Here is a 15,109-nt window from a genome sequence, read left to right as displayed (position 1 = left end):
CCGCTTCACACCGGTCCGAACCGGTATCCGAACCCGCGCACCGTCTGCACGTAGACGGGCGCCGCCGAGTCGTCCTCGATCTTCGCGCGCAACCGCTGCACGCACGCGTCCACCAGACGCGAGTCGCCGAAATACCCGTGCTCCCACACCGACTCCAGCAGCTGCTGGCGGCTGTGCACCCGGCCCGGCGTGCCGGAGAGCTCGAGCAGCAGGCGTAGCTCGGTCGGGGTGAGGCCGACCGGCACGCCGCGGCTGGCGACCACCAGCCCGGCCCGATCGATGGTCAGGTCCCCGTGCCGCTCCAGCTCCGCCTGGTCCCGGCCGACCCGCCGGAGCACCGCGCGAATGCGTGCCTCGAGCACCCTGGGCCGCACCGGCTTGACCACGTAGTCGTCGGCGCCCGCCTCCAACCCGGCCACCACGTCGATGTCGTCGCCGCGCGCGGTCAGCATGATGATCGGTACCTCCCTGGCGGCCCGGATGCGGCGGCAGACCTCGAACCCGTCCATGCCAGGCAACATCAGATCGAGCACGACGACGTCGGGAAGGTCCGCACGCAGCCGGTCCAGCCCCTGCTCGCCGGACTCCACCGCGCGCACCCGGTATCCATGCCGGGTCAAGGCCAGCTCAAGGCCCTCCCGCACGGCCGGGTCATCCTCGATCAACAACACTCGCGACACGCCGCCGAGTTTCACAGCACGCTCCGTACCTCGCCCGCCGAACCCCATTCACTGTCGGCCGGCCGTGTCCCCGCCCCGTCAGCGCCATGTCATGGTTGTGTCACGATCTCCGCCGTCGAGGAACGGTGACATACGGCGGACAACGCGCGCACATTCGGCGCCAATCGTAGTCGCCATGAACGAACCACACACCCTCCCGCCTCGCCCCCGAGACCGGCTGTACGCCGTGGCCACGCTGGTGCTCGCCGTGCTCCTGCTGCCCGCGGCGCTCGCCCGCCGTCCCGGCCGCGCCCGCGAACTGGCCTGCCGCTGGGCGTTACGGACGCGATTTCCCGCCGAGGACCTCACCGGCCTCACCGACGGCGCCACGGCGGCGTTCACCGCGGCGCGCACCGAGGCGCTCTGGCGTCACGGCCAGCTCCTCGGCCTCACCTCGGGGTATCGCGATCCCCTTGTCCAGCAGCGGATGTTCGACGAGGAGGTGCGCCGCTCCGGCTCCCCGGCCGTGGCCCGCAGGCTCGTGCTCCCGCCCGCGGAATCCAACCACGTCAAGGGCATCGCCCTGGACGTGCGCCCCTACGAAGGCGCGCGCTGGCTCGAGGAACACGGCGCCCGCTACGACCTCTACCGCATCTACGACAACGAGTGGTGGCACTTCGAATACCGCCCAGACAGCGGCGGCACGCCACCACGACGACGACCCCACCCCGGCGTGGTCCCTGTCCTCGAGGACGGGGACCAGCTGGACGAGTCGTCCGGCACCCGCGGTAGCCGGGCTGCCGCGATTGCACTCGCGCCCGCCTCGCCCAGGCGGGTCAGCGCCGAGTGGCGAAATTCGTGCGGGTCCCAACCCGTGCCGGGGCGGTTCAGCGCGGTGCGCTCGTCCAGCATGGCGCGGGCCTGGCCGTAGGGGCCTTCGACGATGACGATCCTGCCCTCATCGCCGTCCAGGCCTTCGAGGAGTCTGAGTGCAGAAATTGGCGCTAGGGACGTGATCTTCGTTTCAGTTCGATGACTGCTCTCGTTTGTCCTGGTTGGCGGGCCTACGGTCCATGGCCATGCCTTTCGAATTCCTCTCCGATGAGCAGGTCGCCCGCTATGGACGCTTCCCCGAAGAGCCCTCACCGGCGGAGCTGGAGCAGTTCTTCCGCCTGGATCACGCGGCCCTGGACGCGCTGGCGAGCAAGCGGCGTCCAGCGACGAAGCTGGGATGGGCGGTGCAGTGGGGGACGGTGCGGACGCTCGGGGTGTTCCTGACCGAGGACCCGCTCGCCGTCCCGCCCGGCGCGGTCGCCTTCGTCGCCGAGCAGCTTGACCTCGATCCGGTCTGCCTGGCCGACTATGGACATCGCACCAAGACGGTCTACGAGCACGCCTGGGAGATCCGCGAACTCTTGGGCTACCGCGACTTCGGTGAGTGCGAGGCCGAGGTGCGGCAGTTCGTGGCGGCTCGGGTATGGGCCTCGGTGGAAGGGCCGCGGGCGTTGTTCGACCGGGCGCGGGTGCATCTGCTGAAGGAGCGCATCCTGCTGCCGGGCATCAGCGTGCTGGTGCGGCTGGTCGGCGAGGTGCGGCGGGCGGAGAACGAGCGGGTGCACGCGCTGTTGTCGGGCCGCCTGTCGCAGGATATGCAGCAGGCGCTGGAGCGGCTGCTGGCGGTGCCGGACGGCAAGAGGCGTTCGGAGCTGGAGCGGCTGCGCACCGCGCCGGTCAAGGCCTCGAGCCGGGTGCTGGCCGAGGAGCTGAAGCGGGTCAGTGAGATCGCCGCGCTCGGCACCGGCCGGGTGACGGTCGATCCGGTCCCCGCGGTCAAGCTCGGGGCGCTGGCCCGCTACGGGCTGGCGGCCAAGGCGCCGACGCTGCGGGGGCTGGACGAGCCGCGCAAGGGCGCGACGCTGCTGGCCACGGTGCGGCAGCTGGAGATCTCCTCGGTCGATGACGCGCTGGATGTGCTGGATGTGCTGGATCTGCTGATCGCCACGAATCTGCCGGCCAAGGCGGAGCGGGCGGGTAAGGCCGAGCAGTTGCGCACCTTCCCCAAGCTGCGTAAGGCGGCCCGCACGATGGCTTCGGCGATGGAGGTGCTGATCGCGGTGCCGGAGGCGACCGGGGAGCGGCCGGTGTCGCTGGTGGAGGTGTGGAAGGCGATTGAGGAGGTGGTGCCGCGCGAGAAGCTGGCGGCGGCGGTGGAGACGGTGGCGGAGTTCGTGCCGGTCACCGACGATGATGCCGCCGCTGATGAAGGAACTGCGGGCGCTGGTCGGCGACATGCTGCCCCGGGTCGACTTCCCCGAGCTGCTGCTGGAGGTCTTCGACCGCACCGGTTTGCCGGCCGACTTCACGCACGTCTCCGGCGCGGCCGCGGCAATGGAGGACTTTGCGATGAGCCTGGCCGCGCTCATCGTGGCCGAGGCGTGCAACGTGGGACTGGTGCCGATCGAGAAGCCGAACGTGCCCGCGCTGACCCGGGCCCGGCTGCAGCAGGTCGACCAGGGGTATCTGCGTGGGGAGACGATCGCCGCGGCCAACGCCCGGCTGATCGCCGCCCAAGCCGGCATCGGCATCGTGCGTTCGTGGGGATCGGGGCACATCGCCTCGGCCGACGGGCTGCGCTTCGTCGTGCCCGTGCAGAACCTGCACACCGGGCACAACCCGCTCTACTGCGGCCGCCAGCGCGGCGCGACCTGGCTGAACGTCGTCAATGACCAGGTGATGGGCATCGGCGGGCTGGTGGTGCCCGGAACGCTGCGCGACTCGCTGTTCATCCTGGACGCCATCCACAACCTCGACGGCGGCCCGAAACCGGAGACGGTCGTCACCGATACCGCTTCCTACTCCGACCTGGTCTTCGGGCTGTTCGCGATCTGCGGCTACCAGTTCTCCCCGCGCATCGCTGACCTGGCCGACATGCGGTTGTGGCGGACCAACACTCGCGCGGTCTACGGGCCGCTGGAGCGCATGTCCCGCCACACCGTGCACCTGGATCGCATTCGCGCGCATTGGGGCGACATGCTGCGGGTCGCAGGTTCGCTGACGATGGGCACGGTGCGGGCCTACGACCTGATCCGGATGCTGTCGGCCGACGGCCGCACCACCGGCCTGGGCGAGGCGTTCATGCACTACGGCCGCATCTTCAAGACGCTGCACCTGCTGCAGTTCCTGCATGACGAGGGCTACCGCCGGATGATCGGCGCCCAGCTCAACGTCCAGGAGGCGCGCCACCGCCTGGCCCGGAAGATCGCCTTCGGCAACCGCGGGCAGCTGCGCCAGCGCTACCGGGAAGGCATGGAGGACCAGCTCGGCGCGCTCGGGCTGGCGCTGAACGCCGTGGTGTGGTGGAACAGCCTCTACATCGACGCCGCCGTCAGCGAGTTGCGCGAGCAAGGATTCCCGGTCACGCAGGAGATGTGCGCCCGCTTGTCGCCCATCTGCTACGACCACATCAACTTCCTGGGCCGCTACGCCTTCACCCGTGCGGACGTCACGGGTGGCCTGCGTGCCTTCCACGACAGCGCGCAGACCCGCGAGACGGTAGCCGGCTGAGCCGCTGGGCGGGGTCAGCGGCTGGGGTCAGCGGGCGACGTAGCCGCCATCGACGGGCAGGGCGACACCGATCACGAAGCTGGCGCCGGGGCTGCGCGGCCACAGCACGGCCTAGGCGATCTCCTCGGCGACGCCGAGCCGGTTGATGGGCTGGTTGGCCTTGGCCTCGGCGAGGTCGAGCTCGCCCCTGGCGATCATGTCGGTGACCATGATTTCCACGTACATGGGGACTGGACCCAGGAACCGATTGATCTTGATTGTTGGAAATTGGCATCCGAACAGCCGCTGGTGAGAGTCGCGCCCCGCCATGACCAGTGGCCGTCAGGATACGGCCGGTATCGGCTGGCCAGGTCTGGATCAGAAGCGTTCGTAGGTGACGCGCCAGCCTTCTGATGCATCCGTCGGCGTGAGGACCAGCGTGCCACCCGACACCTTGAAGGCGCGCGTCAGGCGCTGCCCGATGAGGTCGCGCACCAAGGATGACCGGATCGTCATGGTGAACGTCCGGGCGGTCTCATCAACGGTGTAGGTCCCGTAATAGGCCTCATACCCGGTCCTGGTGTACAGCGTGTCCGCGGCGTTGGCGTCGGGATTCATGGCCTGCACCGACACACCGCCGGACTCGGTGAAGATGATCTGACCGGAGTACGGCACGGGCTGAAGTTTCCCGGCGGCGCCCATCTCCAGCGAGGTCATCCGCCAAGAGCCAACGAGCGGTGACGTGCTGCTCGGAGCCGCGCTGGACGATGTGCTGGGTGACGCGGTGGGTTGAGCGGTGCTCGGCTGGGCGCAGGAAGAGATGGACACCATCATGAGTGCCAGCGCGAACGCAAGCGAGATGATCTTTAGCTTGCTCATGTTTCATCCTTTCTGCGGATTGAAGGCTCTCCCGTTCCGGGACTTGAGGGGCTGCCGGATCGTCCCGTGTCGGAAAGATCTTGCCTCCGGTTAGCGGGCGACGTAGCCGCCGTCGACGGGCAGGGCGACGCCGACGACGAAGCTCGCACCTGGGCTGCACAGCCACAGGACCGCCTGGGCGATCTCCTCGGCGGTGCCGAGCCGGTTGATGGGCTGGTTGGCCTCGGCTTCGGCCTGGTCGAGCTCGCCCTTGGCGATCATGTCGGTGACCATGGGGGTGTCGATGGTGCCGGGGCAGACGGCGTTGATGCGCACGCCCCGCGGCGCGTATTCAAGGGCGGCGCTGGTGGTCAGGCCGATGACGCCGTGCTTGGAGGCGTGGTAGGAGGCGCGTCCGGGGATGCCGACCAGGCCGCCGAGGGAGGAGCAGTTGACGATCGCGCCGCTGCCCTGGGCGCGCATGTGGCGTAGTTCGTGTTTCATGCTCGCCCAGACGCCGCGCAGGTTGATGGCGTTGACCCGGTCGAAGACCTCGATGGCCTCGTCGGCGGCGTCGCTGGGCGGGATCTGGATGCCGGCGTTGTTGTAGGCCATGTCAAGGCGGCCGAAGGTGTCGACGGTGCGGTCGACGGCCGCGGCGACCTGGTCCTCGTCGGTGACATCGCACACGATCGCGAGCACCTGGTGTCCGGCGTCGGCCAGGTCCTTGGCGGCGGCGTTCAGGGCGGTCTCGTTGATGTCGGTGACGGCGACCGCCGCGCCGGACTCGGCGAAGGCGCGGGCTGCGGCCAGCCCCATCCCGGAGCTGGCTCCGGTGACGAAGGCGACCTGGCCGGCGAAGTCGTAGCTAGGGTTCATCTCGTTCTCTCTCGTGACAGGAAGGTAATCGGACGGTGCGCCTGTGGCGCGGTGGCTACGGGTTGAGGAGCTCGACGTGAACGGGGTTGCGTTCGAGGCGTTCCAGCTGGTCTTTGCCGGATTCGATGTGGCCGAGGGTGATGACGTCGTCGTCGTGTCGGCCGTCGGCGCGGTAGATGAAGCCGATGTTGCCCCAGGGGGCGTAGTAGATGAGGGCGCCGTCGCGGGTCGCGCTGCCGGTCGAGCCTTCGGTGGTGAGGCGCTGTGGCAGGGTGCTGATCTTCTCCTTGTCGGCGAAGTCGGTGAAGGCAAGGGTCAGCGGCAGCTGGGCGAGCAGATCCCGGGTGGTCGGGTTGTCGACGGTGGTGACGATGATCTCGGTGTCCGTGGTGGAGAAGCGCAGGCGTGGCATGGTGGCTTTTTCGTGGTCAGGGCAGCAGCAGCGCTTTGACGGCGCGGCGTTCGTCCATGGCACGGTAGGCCTCGGCGGCCTGGTCCAGGGGGAGGGTGAGGTCGAAGACCTGGCCGGGGTCGATCCGCCGGCTGTAGATGAGGTCGATCAGTTCCGGCAGGTACTGGCGGACGGGCGCGGGTCCGCCGTGCAGGTGCACGAGGGAGAAGAACAGCTCGTCGCCGGGCAGCGAGACGTCGTGGGAGACGCCGACGAACCCCATGTGCCCGCCGGGGCGGGTGGAGTCGATGGCCTGGGTCATCGCCTCCTGTGTGCCGACCGCCTCGACGACACTGTGCGCGCCCAGACCGCCGGTGAGCTCCTTGATCGCGGCCACGCCCTCGTCGCCGCGCTCGGTGACGATGTCGGTGGCGCCGAACCGGCGGGCGAGCTCTTGGCGCGAGGCGTGGCGGCTCATCGCGATGATGCGTTCGGCGCCGAGTTGCTTGGCGGCCAGGATCGCGCACAGCCCGACCGCGCCGTCCCCGACGACGGCGACGGTCTTGCCGGGCCCGGCCTGGGCGGCCACGGCGGCGAACCAGCCGGTGCCGAGCACGTCGGAGGCGGCCAGCAGGCTCGAGACCAGGTCCGGCTCGGGGAGGCCGGGGGTCGCGACGAGGGTGCCATCGGCGAGCGGGATGCGCGCGTACTCCGCCTGGGTGCCGATCGTGCCCATCAGCACCCGGTGGACGCACGCGCTCTGGTAACCCGACCGGCAGATCTCGCAGGTGTTGTCCGAGGCCCAGAACGAGCCGACCACGAACTGGCCCGGCTTGATCGTGGTGACTTCGCTGCCGACCTCTTCGACGACCCCGACGTACTCATGCCCCATCGGGACCGGCCCGTCGAGCTTCTCCACGCCGCGGTAGGGCCACAGGTCCGACCCGCACACGCAGGCCGCCGTCACGCGGATGATCGCGTCCGTGGGCTCGATGATCATCGGATCCGGCCGCTCCTCGACACGGATGTCGCCCGGGGCGTGCAGAACTACTCCACGCATGTGGATCTCCTTTTAGGAAGGTGGGATGTGGGGTCGGCGAAGCACAGACGAAGCACAGCGGCGGTTCTCACCGGCGGGTGGTGGAACGTGCGGCCCCGTACTCGGCGTCGCTGACGTGCTCCAGCCACGTGGTGTCGTCGCCCTCCCACAGCGCGAGGTGGATCATGAAATGGTCGGGGGTGGCACCGTGCCTGTGCTCTTCACCCGTCGGGGTGTACACGATGTCACCGGGGTGTGCTTCGATCAGTTTCCCGCCGCGGGCCTGGATCAGCGCGACGCCCTCCACGATGTGGAGGCTTTGGCCGAGCCCGTGGGAGTGCCATGTCGTACGGGCGCCGGGCGAGAAGCGGACCATGTTCGCCCGCGCCCGCGACGGCTCCTCTCCCCGGTAGATCACATCCCACCAGGCGTCCCCGGTGAACATCTCGGCCGGGGCCTTGCTGGTCGGCGGCTGGGTGATCAGCTGCATCCTGGAGTTCCTCTTCGACGATCGTCTTCAGCGGCGTGGCCACAGCTCCTCTTCAGGAGCCCTGTTTCCGGCAACGGATGGAGTCATCTCCGCCCTCGGCAGAAGATGGCCTCCGTCACGGCGTTTCTTTACCTGGTCGGCCGGCCGCTTCGGGCTCGCACACTCCAGGAACCGGCTCCGGCGCGCGGGTGACTTCCTCGCCGGCCGGCGCGCCAGAATCCCTGCAGCAGGCCGGGCTCCCAGCGGTCACCGCCGGGAGCCAGCCCGGCCTGCGCCGCGCCTGCCCACAAGGAGCGCCCCGGGCTGCAGCGGATGCTGGATGCCATGACCGACGTCCCGGCCATCATCCGCGACAGCCGCATGGACCTCCTGGCCGCCAACCACTTGAGCGCACCATGTACTGGCCCGTCTTCCCACTTGGGTCACTTCAGATTGTTCCGGAAGAACGTGGTCAACTTGTCGAAGGGGATGAGGTTGACGCGATCGTAGAGATCCACGTGACCGGCGCCGGGAACAATCACCAGTTCCTTGGCTTTACCGGCAAGCCGGTAGGCCTCTTCGCTGAACTCCCTGGAATGCGCCTTCTCGCCCGTGATGAAGAGCATCGGGCGGGGAGAGATCGTCTCGATGTCGGCGAACGGGTAGAAGTTCATGAACTTGATGTTGCTGGTGAGCGTGGGATGCGTCGTGGTGTTCGGGCTGTATCCCCTGCCGGTGCGGTAGAAGTCATAGAACTCACGCTCGACCGGAGTCGAGTTGTCATTGAGCTGTTCAGGCGTTCCGCCGGTGTATGCGGTTTGACCACCCGCGAACTCCACGTCGCGCTGTTGCGCTGCCTGCTTGAGGATGTCCTTCCGCTGCTCGAGGGTGACGGAATGCCTGAGCCCGTCGCGGTTGGCGGCGCCCATGTCGTACATGCTGACCGTCGCGACGGCCTTGATACGCGGATCGATCTTGGCCGCACTGATGACGAAGCTCCCGCTGCCGCAGACCCCGATCGCACCGATCCGCTCCTTGTCGACGAAGGCTCGGGTGCGCAGGAAGTCCACCGCGGCACTGAAGTCCTCGGCATAGATGTCCGGTGAGACAGCGTTGCGAGGCCGGCCGTCACTCTTGCCCCAGAACGACAGATCAAGAGACATGGTGACGAACCCCTGCTCGGCCATCTTCGTGGCATACAGGTTTGCGCTTTGCTCCTTGACCGCACCCATGGGGTGTCCGACCACCATCGCCGGATTCTTCGCACGGCGATTCAGGTTCTTGGGGACGAACAGGTTGCCCGCGACGTTCATCCGGTACTGGTTCTTGAAGGAGATCTTCTGCACCGTTACCTTGTCGCTGGTGTAGAAGTTGTCCGCACCGTTGGACGTGTCCCCAGGCGGCAGGTTCGGCGTTGTATGGGCCATCGACGCCGAGGGCGTTGTGGCCTGGGCGGCCGAAGTCCAGCCTGTTGCGAAAAGCACACCGAGGACGGCGGCGCCGACACCGGCCCGCTTGATCAGGCCACGGCGCGCGAAGGTCCGCCCCGCGGATGCCGGTGTCGTCGCCTGTCCGGCGGTATCAGACTTCGTGTTCATCGTTGATGCTCCCTGCGGTCTGCGCCGACAGCTTTCGGCGGCATGGGAATTCAGCGGTTCCTCTGATCGGATGCGATTGGTTCTCAGAGGGTGAGTAGCTTGTTGATCGGGCGGCGCCGGTGACAGCTTTCGTTAACGACAGGCCGTCACGCCGTGTGGCAACACCCAGAAAACCGGGTCCATCGCGCGGGCGGGAGGTCGCGTTTATCGGGGGGACAACCTCGACCCCCTTCACCCGGAGGTGGCTCCTTACAGTGGGGAAGGTGGACAACCGAGACGAGATCCGTGACTTCCTCGCCACCCGCCGCGCCAGGATCACCCCGCAGCAGGCCGGGCTCGCCCCCGGCATGCGCCGCCGGGTGCCGGGGCTGCGGCGCGAGGAGGTCGCGGTGCTCGCCGGGGTGAGCACCGACTGGTACATCCGGCTGGAGAAGGGCCACATCAGCGGCGTGTCCGAGGACGTCCTCAACGCCGTCGCCCGCGCGCTCCAGCTCGATGACGCCGAACGCGCGCACCTGTTCGACCTGGCCCGCGCCGCGAGCGCCCGGCCGCGCGCCCGCGGCCGGGCGGTAAAGGTCCGGCCTGGGCTGCAGCGGATGCTGGACGCGATGACCGATGCCCCGGCGCTCATCCGCAACGGCCGCATGGACCTGCTGGCCGTCAACCGGCTGGGCCGCGCCATGTACTGGCCCGTCTACCAGCAGCGGTGTTCAGGCCCTGTCAACATCGCGCGCTTCCAGTTCCTCGACCCGGCCGGAGCCGCCTTCTACCCGAACTGGGAGCTCGCGGCCGACACCACGGTCGCGCTGCTGCGCACCGAGGCCGGGCGCGACCCGTTCAACGCCGACCTCACTCAGCTGATCGGCGAGCTGTCGACGCGCAGCGACGACTTCCGCGCCCGGTGGGCCCGGCACGACGTCCGCCTGCACCACGCGGGCAGCAAGACCTTCCACCACCCTGCCGTCGGCGACCTCACCCTCGACTACGAGTCGATGGACCTGCACGCCGACCCAGGCCTGAACCTGACTGTCTACACCGCCGCCCCGGACACTCCCGCGCACGACGCCCTGCGCCTGCTCGCCAGCTGGGCCGCCACCCTTGACGTCGCCGGCGACGCCGAGACCGCCTCCTCCCGCCTCCGCACGAGGGGCCTCTAGCCGAGGACTGACGGGCAGCCCGTCCCGCCCGCGGCCTCCCTCAGCGGACCGAACGTCCAAGGGGCTGACTCTGTCGTGCCTGCAGCCAGGCACGGCGAGCGGTTCAGCGATCAGCTGCCATTGACCACCGGAACGGAAAGGACCATGCCTGTGCTCACGAAGACCCTGATCGCCGGGTCGCTAGCGATGCTGTTCGCCCTCACCGGCTGCGCCGCCACCGGCCCGGCACCCGCGGCTTCCGGGCCGAGCGCTCCGGCGTCCGCGACGCCCGCTTCTGCCGACACGACCGACACCCCAAGCGCCAGCCCGGCCCGCCAAGTCGAGGGCAGCGTCGTGCGCTTCACCGCGCGCGGCGTCTCCGTGGACGTGGTCATCGGCGCCGACAACGCCGCCACCCGCGGCTTCCTGTCGATGCTCCCGCTCACCCTGACCCTGGAGGAGTTCAGCGGCCGCGAGAAGATCGGCTACCTCCCGCGCAAGCTCGACACCACCGGATCTCCGGGATCGGACCCGGAAGACGGCGACCTCATCTACTTCGTGCCGTGGGGCAACATCGGCTTCTACTACAACACCGCTGGCATCGGCCACTCCGACCAGGTCATCCACCTCGGCACCTACCAGGCCACCACCGAACAGCTGACCAAGCTCCAAGGCGGCGACGTCACCGTGACCCTGGCCGGCTGACCACCCGGCCCTTCCCCTCCGAACACCAACCCGGCTTCAGCGTCGGCGGGACGCCGGGCCGCGGCCTTCCTGCCAGCGGGCCAGCGCCTCAGGCGAGACCCGGGCGTAACGCGCCAGCGAGGCGACCGAGGTGTGGCCGGAGAAGGCGAGCAGGGTGGAGATGTTCGCACCGTCTTCGGCGGCGTGCGTGAGCGCGGAATGGCGGAGCTGGTGGAGCGTGTAAGGCCCGCCGGGCAGGTCGGTGGTGGCGTTCTCGAAGAGTTCGGCGGCGCGCCGGTAGGACAGCCGGGCCTGGCCGGAGGCAGGGTCGAGGTCGCCGGGCGGCAGCTCGACCCGGGCCCGGCGGCCGGTGAGGAAGACCGGTCCGGTGCGGCGGCCGTCCAGCAGGCGGGGCAGCAGCCGTGCGGTGGCGGTGCGCCACACGATGACGTCGACGGCGCCGCCTTTGCGCCGAACCCGTGCCCGCCGGTTCCGCAGGTCCAGCTCGTCGACGTCGAGGGCCAGGGCCTCCTGGGCGCGGGCGGCGCTCTCATACAGCAGCCGGAACAGGGTGCGCTCGCGCAGGGCCAGGCGCGGCAGGGTGAGCAGCGTCTCGACATCGGCGCGGGCCAGAGCGCGGGTGCGGTCGGGGGTGCGGACGCGGCGGCGGATGCGGACACGCTGTTCAAGGCCGGCAAGTTCGAGGAGGCCGGCCGCGCGTACGAGGAGATCCTCAGAAAGACATCCCAGGAGCGTAGATGTCAAGCCGCAAGCGATTCCGCGTGATGTGACCAGGCGGTCGCTTCGTCGTAGAGCGTGCCGGTCTTGAGGCAGCCGTGCAGGATGCCGACGAGGCGGTTGGCGAGCTGGCGCAGGGCGGCGTTGTGGCCGCAGCCACGGGCCCGTTGCCGGTCGTAGTAGGCGCGTGCGCCGGGCGAGCGTCCCAGGGCGCTGAACGCCTGGGTGAGCAGGGCGTCGATGAGTCGGTCGTTGTGCACGAACCGGGCCAGGGCGGCCTTCTTCCTGCCGGACGCGCGGGTGATCGGCGAGGTCCCGGCGTAGTTCTTGCGGGCCTTGGCACTGGCGTACCGGGTGGGGTCGTCACCGAACTCCGCGAGCACCCGGGCGCCGAGCACCTGTCCCAGCCCGGGCTGGGACAGGACGATCTCAGCGGCCGGGTGCTGCCCAAAATGCTCCTCCACCTGCCCCTGAAGCGTCTTTACCTGGGCGTTGAGTACGTTCAGGACGGCGATCAGCGCCTGGACGGATGCGGCGTAGGCGCCGGTCACGACCTCAGGTTGGCCCAGGTGCTCGGCGCGCAGAACGCTCTGGATCGCGGCAGCCTTATCGGCGACGTTCTTGCGACGGGCCCGCTTGAGCGCGGCGCTGATCTGCCCGATCGTCAGCCGGGCGGCCTGCGCCGGAGCGGGCGCCTTGGCCAGCAGCTCCAGGGTATCGGCGGCGTCCAGGTCCTCAAACGCCTCCAGCGCGGCGGGGAAGTAGTCCCGCAAAGCGTGCCGCAGCCGCTGAGTGTGCCGGGTGCGTTCCCAGATCAGCGTCTTGTGCGTGCGGGCTACGACCTTGACGGCCTGGACCTGCGGTGTGTCCCCGGCCACGGCACGCAGCTCGTGGGAGTGGGTGCGAGCCATGTCGGCCAGCACGTGCGCGTCACCGGCGTCACTCTTGGCTCCGGAGACCCCAAGCCGGTCGCGGAACCGGGCGGCCTGCAGCGGGTTGACCACCAGCACGGTGTAGCCGGCAGCCACCAGCGCCGCCACCCACGGGCCCCGGTCGGTCTCGATGCCCACCAGCACCTCGACCTCGTCGGCGTCATCTCCGGCCAGCTCGCCCACGATCGCGTGCAGCCGGGCCATCCCGGCCACGCCCTCCGGCAGGCGGGCCTTGGCCAGCCGGCGGCCGGAGACATCCATCAGCGATCAACTCTCCCGGCCGACCAACAGGGGCACGATCTTTCATCAGGACTCAAGACCCAGGAACCCAGAGTGCTCACCTGTCGGCGGCTACCACCAGGAGTCTGCCGGATGGCTTACTCCCAGAACTGATTAGGACCCCAAGAACCTGCACGCGGCCCGCCGGCGCGGCTATGTCGGGCTGCTGGCCAACCGGTTCGCCGCCGCCGAGAAATACCTCAAGATGGCCCTCGCCCTGGCGCCCGGCGACAAGGACGCCAACTACTTCCTGGCCGACTGCTACATCCGGCAGGACAAATTCGCTCTGTCCGCACCCCACTGGCAGGCGGCCGGCGAGGACAGCTACGCCAAGTGGTTCGCGGCAGTCCGCGGCGAGGCGTATCAGGTCCACGGCGAGACCGCGCGGCTGCCATTCCAGCAGATGGACTCGGTGCCGCTGGTCTGCTGACCACCTTCGACTACGCGGGCCGGCAGCTGATCCTGCGCCGCCGGACCCCCGAAACGGCCAGGAAGGCACGCGCCGCCGCCACGCGGGCGGGCGCCGAGCCCCTGCCGCTGTGGCTGGCCCGTGAGCAATACCTGCACAGCACGGGCAGCTTCGCCGGCGTCGCCGGCTCCCGCACAGGGGTGGTGGGTGTGAACTTCGGCGGAGTCGGCGAGATCGCCGCGGGCATGCGCGGAGACACGGCCAAGCAGTTGGGAATCCGCACCGACTACGACCGCCGGATCGGGACTTTCGCCCAAAGCCACCCGGCCGTCGTCTACCCCTGCTACCCGAAGGAGATCCGCCTCGGCGACGCCGTCGCCAAGGATGTCTACTGCTACACGAACCCCAACCAGCCGGTCAACGTGCCCTGGCCCTATGGGACAGGGTTCGACACGATGGGCTGGTTTTCCCACTGCTTCTGGAAGCCCTACAACATCACCGTCGACTTCACTGACATGAACCTCTACATCGCCCGCGGCGAGGCCGCCTGATCACCACGACTGCACGGGCGTCACGGGAGCCATCTGGAACTGCCGGCTCCTACGGCCGCGGGGTGAGGGCGGACCAGGCGCCCTTACCCCGTCGCCCGGCGCCGCACTCAGGAGTGTCCCGGCCGGACGCGACGGCCGGTGATCTCGGAGGGGACGATCCTGACGTAGAGCCCGCGGTCGCCCCCCGCCCAGGGCTGGACCCTCGAGGCCGCCGCTGCCGCCTGCTCCTCGGAGGTGGCGGCGTGGTGGAGACCGCCCCGTACCAGCACGCTCCAGCCCTCCCGGTTGGCGTCGTCGATGTGGTCGACCTCGAAGGCGATCTTGAAATCGACGCCCTTGACGCCGGTGCGCAGGTCCGCGTCGAGCGGGCCGCCGAAGGCGGTCCGGAAGATCACGGACCCCTCGTGCAGGACGTAGTTGACCGGCAGGATCGCCGGGCCGCCGAGATCGTTGAAGGCCACCCGGCCCACCCCTCCGGGGGAGATCAGCCGCAGGCACTCCTCCGGGTCCAGTTTCTCCAACTCGGGAAGGGCCGCGGGGCGTCCGTGCCCGGGCGGCGGATCAATGGCCCCGCCGAGCAGTTCCTGGGTGCTGGTCTCCAGGGCGGAGGCCAGGCGGCCCACGGTGTCGGCGCCGGGGGAGGCGGCCGCCTCCTCCAGATAGGCGAGGTAACCGGGGTCGATACCGGCCCGCCTCGCCAGCCGCTCCCGATCGAGGCCGAGGCTCTCGCGCCGTCTGGCGATCCGGCGGCCGAGGTCACCGGGGGCCGTGATGCGTTCGGTCATGGGATTCCCCCAACGGAAGGTGGATGTCTTCTCAGCCGGGACGCTACGTTACGGCGCGGCGCGGGGGGCAGGGCCGAAAGTCCCGTCCGCCACGGCCTGGCGACCTCATCCGTCCAGGTGGCCGCCCCACACGGCGGGACCAAGGTCCCTGCGAGCAGG

At 69.3% G+C, this 15,109-nt stretch carries 17 protein-coding genes and 1 pseudogene; 8 read left to right on the top strand and 10 right to left on the bottom strand.

Annotation, left to right across the window (positions count from 1 at the left end; genetic code table 11):
* Positions 1-5: 5 nt before the first annotated feature.
* Positions 6-680, bottom strand: a complete 675-nt coding sequence (locus BM085_RS04485; RefSeq protein WP_177244948.1) for a response regulator transcription factor — start codon at positions 678-680, stop codon at positions 6-8.
* 175 nt (positions 681-855) lie between these two features.
* Here BM085_RS04485 and vanY-N point away from each other — a divergent pair, with 175 nt between their 5' ends.
* From vanY-N to BM085_RS45165, 3 genes and pseudogenes are all read left to right on the top strand, one after another.
* Complete coding sequence (gene vanY-N / locus BM085_RS04480; protein WP_245789122.1) at positions 856-1,590, top strand: D,D-peptidase/D,D-carboxypeptidase VanY-N; 735 nt, start codon at positions 856-858, stop codon at positions 1,588-1,590.
* A gap of 142 nt (positions 1,591-1,732) precedes the next feature.
* A pseudogene (locus BM085_RS45685) lies at positions 1,733-2,239 on the top strand (DUF4158 domain-containing protein); the annotation flags it as partial.
* A 664-nt stretch (positions 2,240-2,903) separates the two neighbouring features.
* A complete protein-coding gene (locus BM085_RS45165; RefSeq protein ID WP_342742851.1) occupies positions 2,904-4,223 on the top strand; it encodes a Tn3 family transposase in 1,320 nt (439 codons plus the stop codon).
* Positions 4,224-4,580: 357 nt separating this feature from the next.
* On the opposite strand, the gene BM085_RS04460 is transcribed toward BM085_RS45165, so the two are convergent.
* The 5 genes from BM085_RS04460 to BM085_RS04440 form a co-directional block, all read right to left on the bottom strand.
* Positions 4,581-5,081 (bottom strand): lipocalin-like domain-containing protein, encoded by a 501-nt coding sequence (locus BM085_RS04460; RefSeq protein ID WP_218158596.1) that lies wholly within the window; start codon positions 5,079-5,081, stop codon positions 4,581-4,583.
* A 90-nt stretch (positions 5,082-5,171) separates the two neighbouring features.
* Positions 5,172-5,939, bottom strand: coding sequence for an SDR family NAD(P)-dependent oxidoreductase (locus BM085_RS04455; protein ID WP_093885725.1), 768 nt, complete (start codon positions 5,937-5,939; stop codon positions 5,172-5,174).
* A 55-nt stretch (positions 5,940-5,994) separates the two neighbouring features.
* Positions 5,995-6,351, bottom strand: coding sequence for a cyclophilin-like fold protein (locus BM085_RS04450; protein ID WP_093885724.1), 357 nt, complete (start codon positions 6,349-6,351; stop codon positions 5,995-5,997).
* 16 nt (positions 6,352-6,367) lie between these two features.
* Entirely contained in the window at positions 6,368-7,390 is a 1,023-nt protein-coding gene (locus BM085_RS04445; RefSeq protein WP_093885723.1) for a zinc-dependent alcohol dehydrogenase family protein, read from the bottom strand.
* Positions 7,391-7,457: 67 nt separating this feature from the next.
* Positions 7,458-7,859 (bottom strand): (R)-mandelonitrile lyase, encoded by a 402-nt coding sequence (locus BM085_RS04440; RefSeq protein WP_093885722.1) that lies wholly within the window; start codon positions 7,857-7,859, stop codon positions 7,458-7,460.
* Between the two features lie 303 nt (positions 7,860-8,162).
* On the opposite strand from BM085_RS04440, the gene BM085_RS46710 reads away from it, so the two are divergent.
* Positions 8,163-8,348, top strand: a complete 186-nt coding sequence (locus BM085_RS46710) for an MmyB family transcriptional regulator (protein ID WP_281249817.1) — start codon at positions 8,163-8,165, stop codon at positions 8,346-8,348.
* On the opposite strand, the gene BM085_RS04435 is transcribed toward BM085_RS46710, so the two are convergent.
* Positions 8,282-9,436: an alpha/beta hydrolase gene (locus BM085_RS04435; protein WP_093885721.1), complete on the bottom strand. Its 1,155-nt coding sequence runs from the start codon at positions 9,434-9,436 to the stop codon at positions 8,282-8,284. The genes BM085_RS46710 and BM085_RS04435 overlap by 67 nt on opposite strands.
* A gap of 263 nt (positions 9,437-9,699) precedes the next feature.
* Here BM085_RS04435 and BM085_RS04430 point away from each other — a divergent pair, with 263 nt between their 5' ends.
* Together BM085_RS04430 and BM085_RS04425 are read left to right on the top strand one after the other, a co-directional pair.
* Complete coding sequence (locus BM085_RS04430) at positions 9,700-10,593, top strand: helix-turn-helix transcriptional regulator (protein WP_218158595.1); 894 nt, start codon at positions 9,700-9,702, stop codon at positions 10,591-10,593.
* Positions 10,594-10,737: 144 nt separating this feature from the next.
* A complete protein-coding gene (locus BM085_RS04425; RefSeq protein ID WP_093885719.1) occupies positions 10,738-11,277 on the top strand; it encodes a cyclophilin-like fold protein in 540 nt (179 codons plus the stop codon).
* Between the two features lie 36 nt (positions 11,278-11,313).
* Here the strand turns inward: BM085_RS04425 and BM085_RS04420 are convergent, their stop codons facing one another.
* Both BM085_RS04420 and BM085_RS04415 read right to left on the bottom strand, forming a co-directional pair.
* The gene (locus tag BM085_RS04420) at positions 11,314-12,021 is read right to left on the bottom strand and encodes a tyrosine-type recombinase/integrase (protein ID WP_245789120.1); all 708 of its coding nucleotides are present in this window, start codon (positions 12,019-12,021) and stop codon (positions 11,314-11,316) included.
* Positions 12,018-13,187, bottom strand: coding sequence for an IS110 family RNA-guided transposase (locus BM085_RS04415; protein WP_093885718.1), 1,170 nt, complete (start codon positions 13,185-13,187; stop codon positions 12,018-12,020). Before BM085_RS04415 ends, BM085_RS04420 begins: the two co-directional genes overlap by 4 nt.
* A 148-nt stretch (positions 13,188-13,335) precedes the next feature.
* On the opposite strand from BM085_RS04415, the gene BM085_RS04410 reads away from it, so the two are divergent.
* Both BM085_RS04410 and BM085_RS04405 read left to right on the top strand, forming a co-directional pair.
* Entirely contained in the window at positions 13,336-13,635 is a 300-nt protein-coding gene (locus tag BM085_RS04410; protein ID WP_342742854.1) for a tetratricopeptide repeat protein, read from the top strand.
* 188 nt (positions 13,636-13,823) lie between these two features.
* On the top strand, positions 13,824-14,165 hold the full coding sequence (locus BM085_RS04405; RefSeq protein ID WP_093885716.1) for a hypothetical protein: 342 nt from the start codon (positions 13,824-13,826) through the stop codon (positions 14,163-14,165).
* Positions 14,166-14,272: 107 nt separating this feature from the next.
* On the opposite strand, the gene BM085_RS04400 is transcribed toward BM085_RS04405, so the two are convergent.
* Positions 14,273-14,950: a pyridoxamine 5'-phosphate oxidase family protein gene (locus tag BM085_RS04400; RefSeq protein ID WP_093885715.1), complete on the bottom strand. Its 678-nt coding sequence runs from the start codon at positions 14,948-14,950 to the stop codon at positions 14,273-14,275.
* Positions 14,951-15,109: the final 159 nt, after the last annotated feature.

The organism is Streptosporangium canum (genome assembly GCF_900113865.1).
In the GTDB taxonomy this organism is placed as follows: Bacteria; Actinomycetota; Actinomycetes; order Streptosporangiales; family Streptosporangiaceae; genus Streptosporangium; species Streptosporangium canum.
Note: the sequence above shows the minus strand (reverse complement) of the source record. Positions and strands in the feature narration are given on the sequence as shown.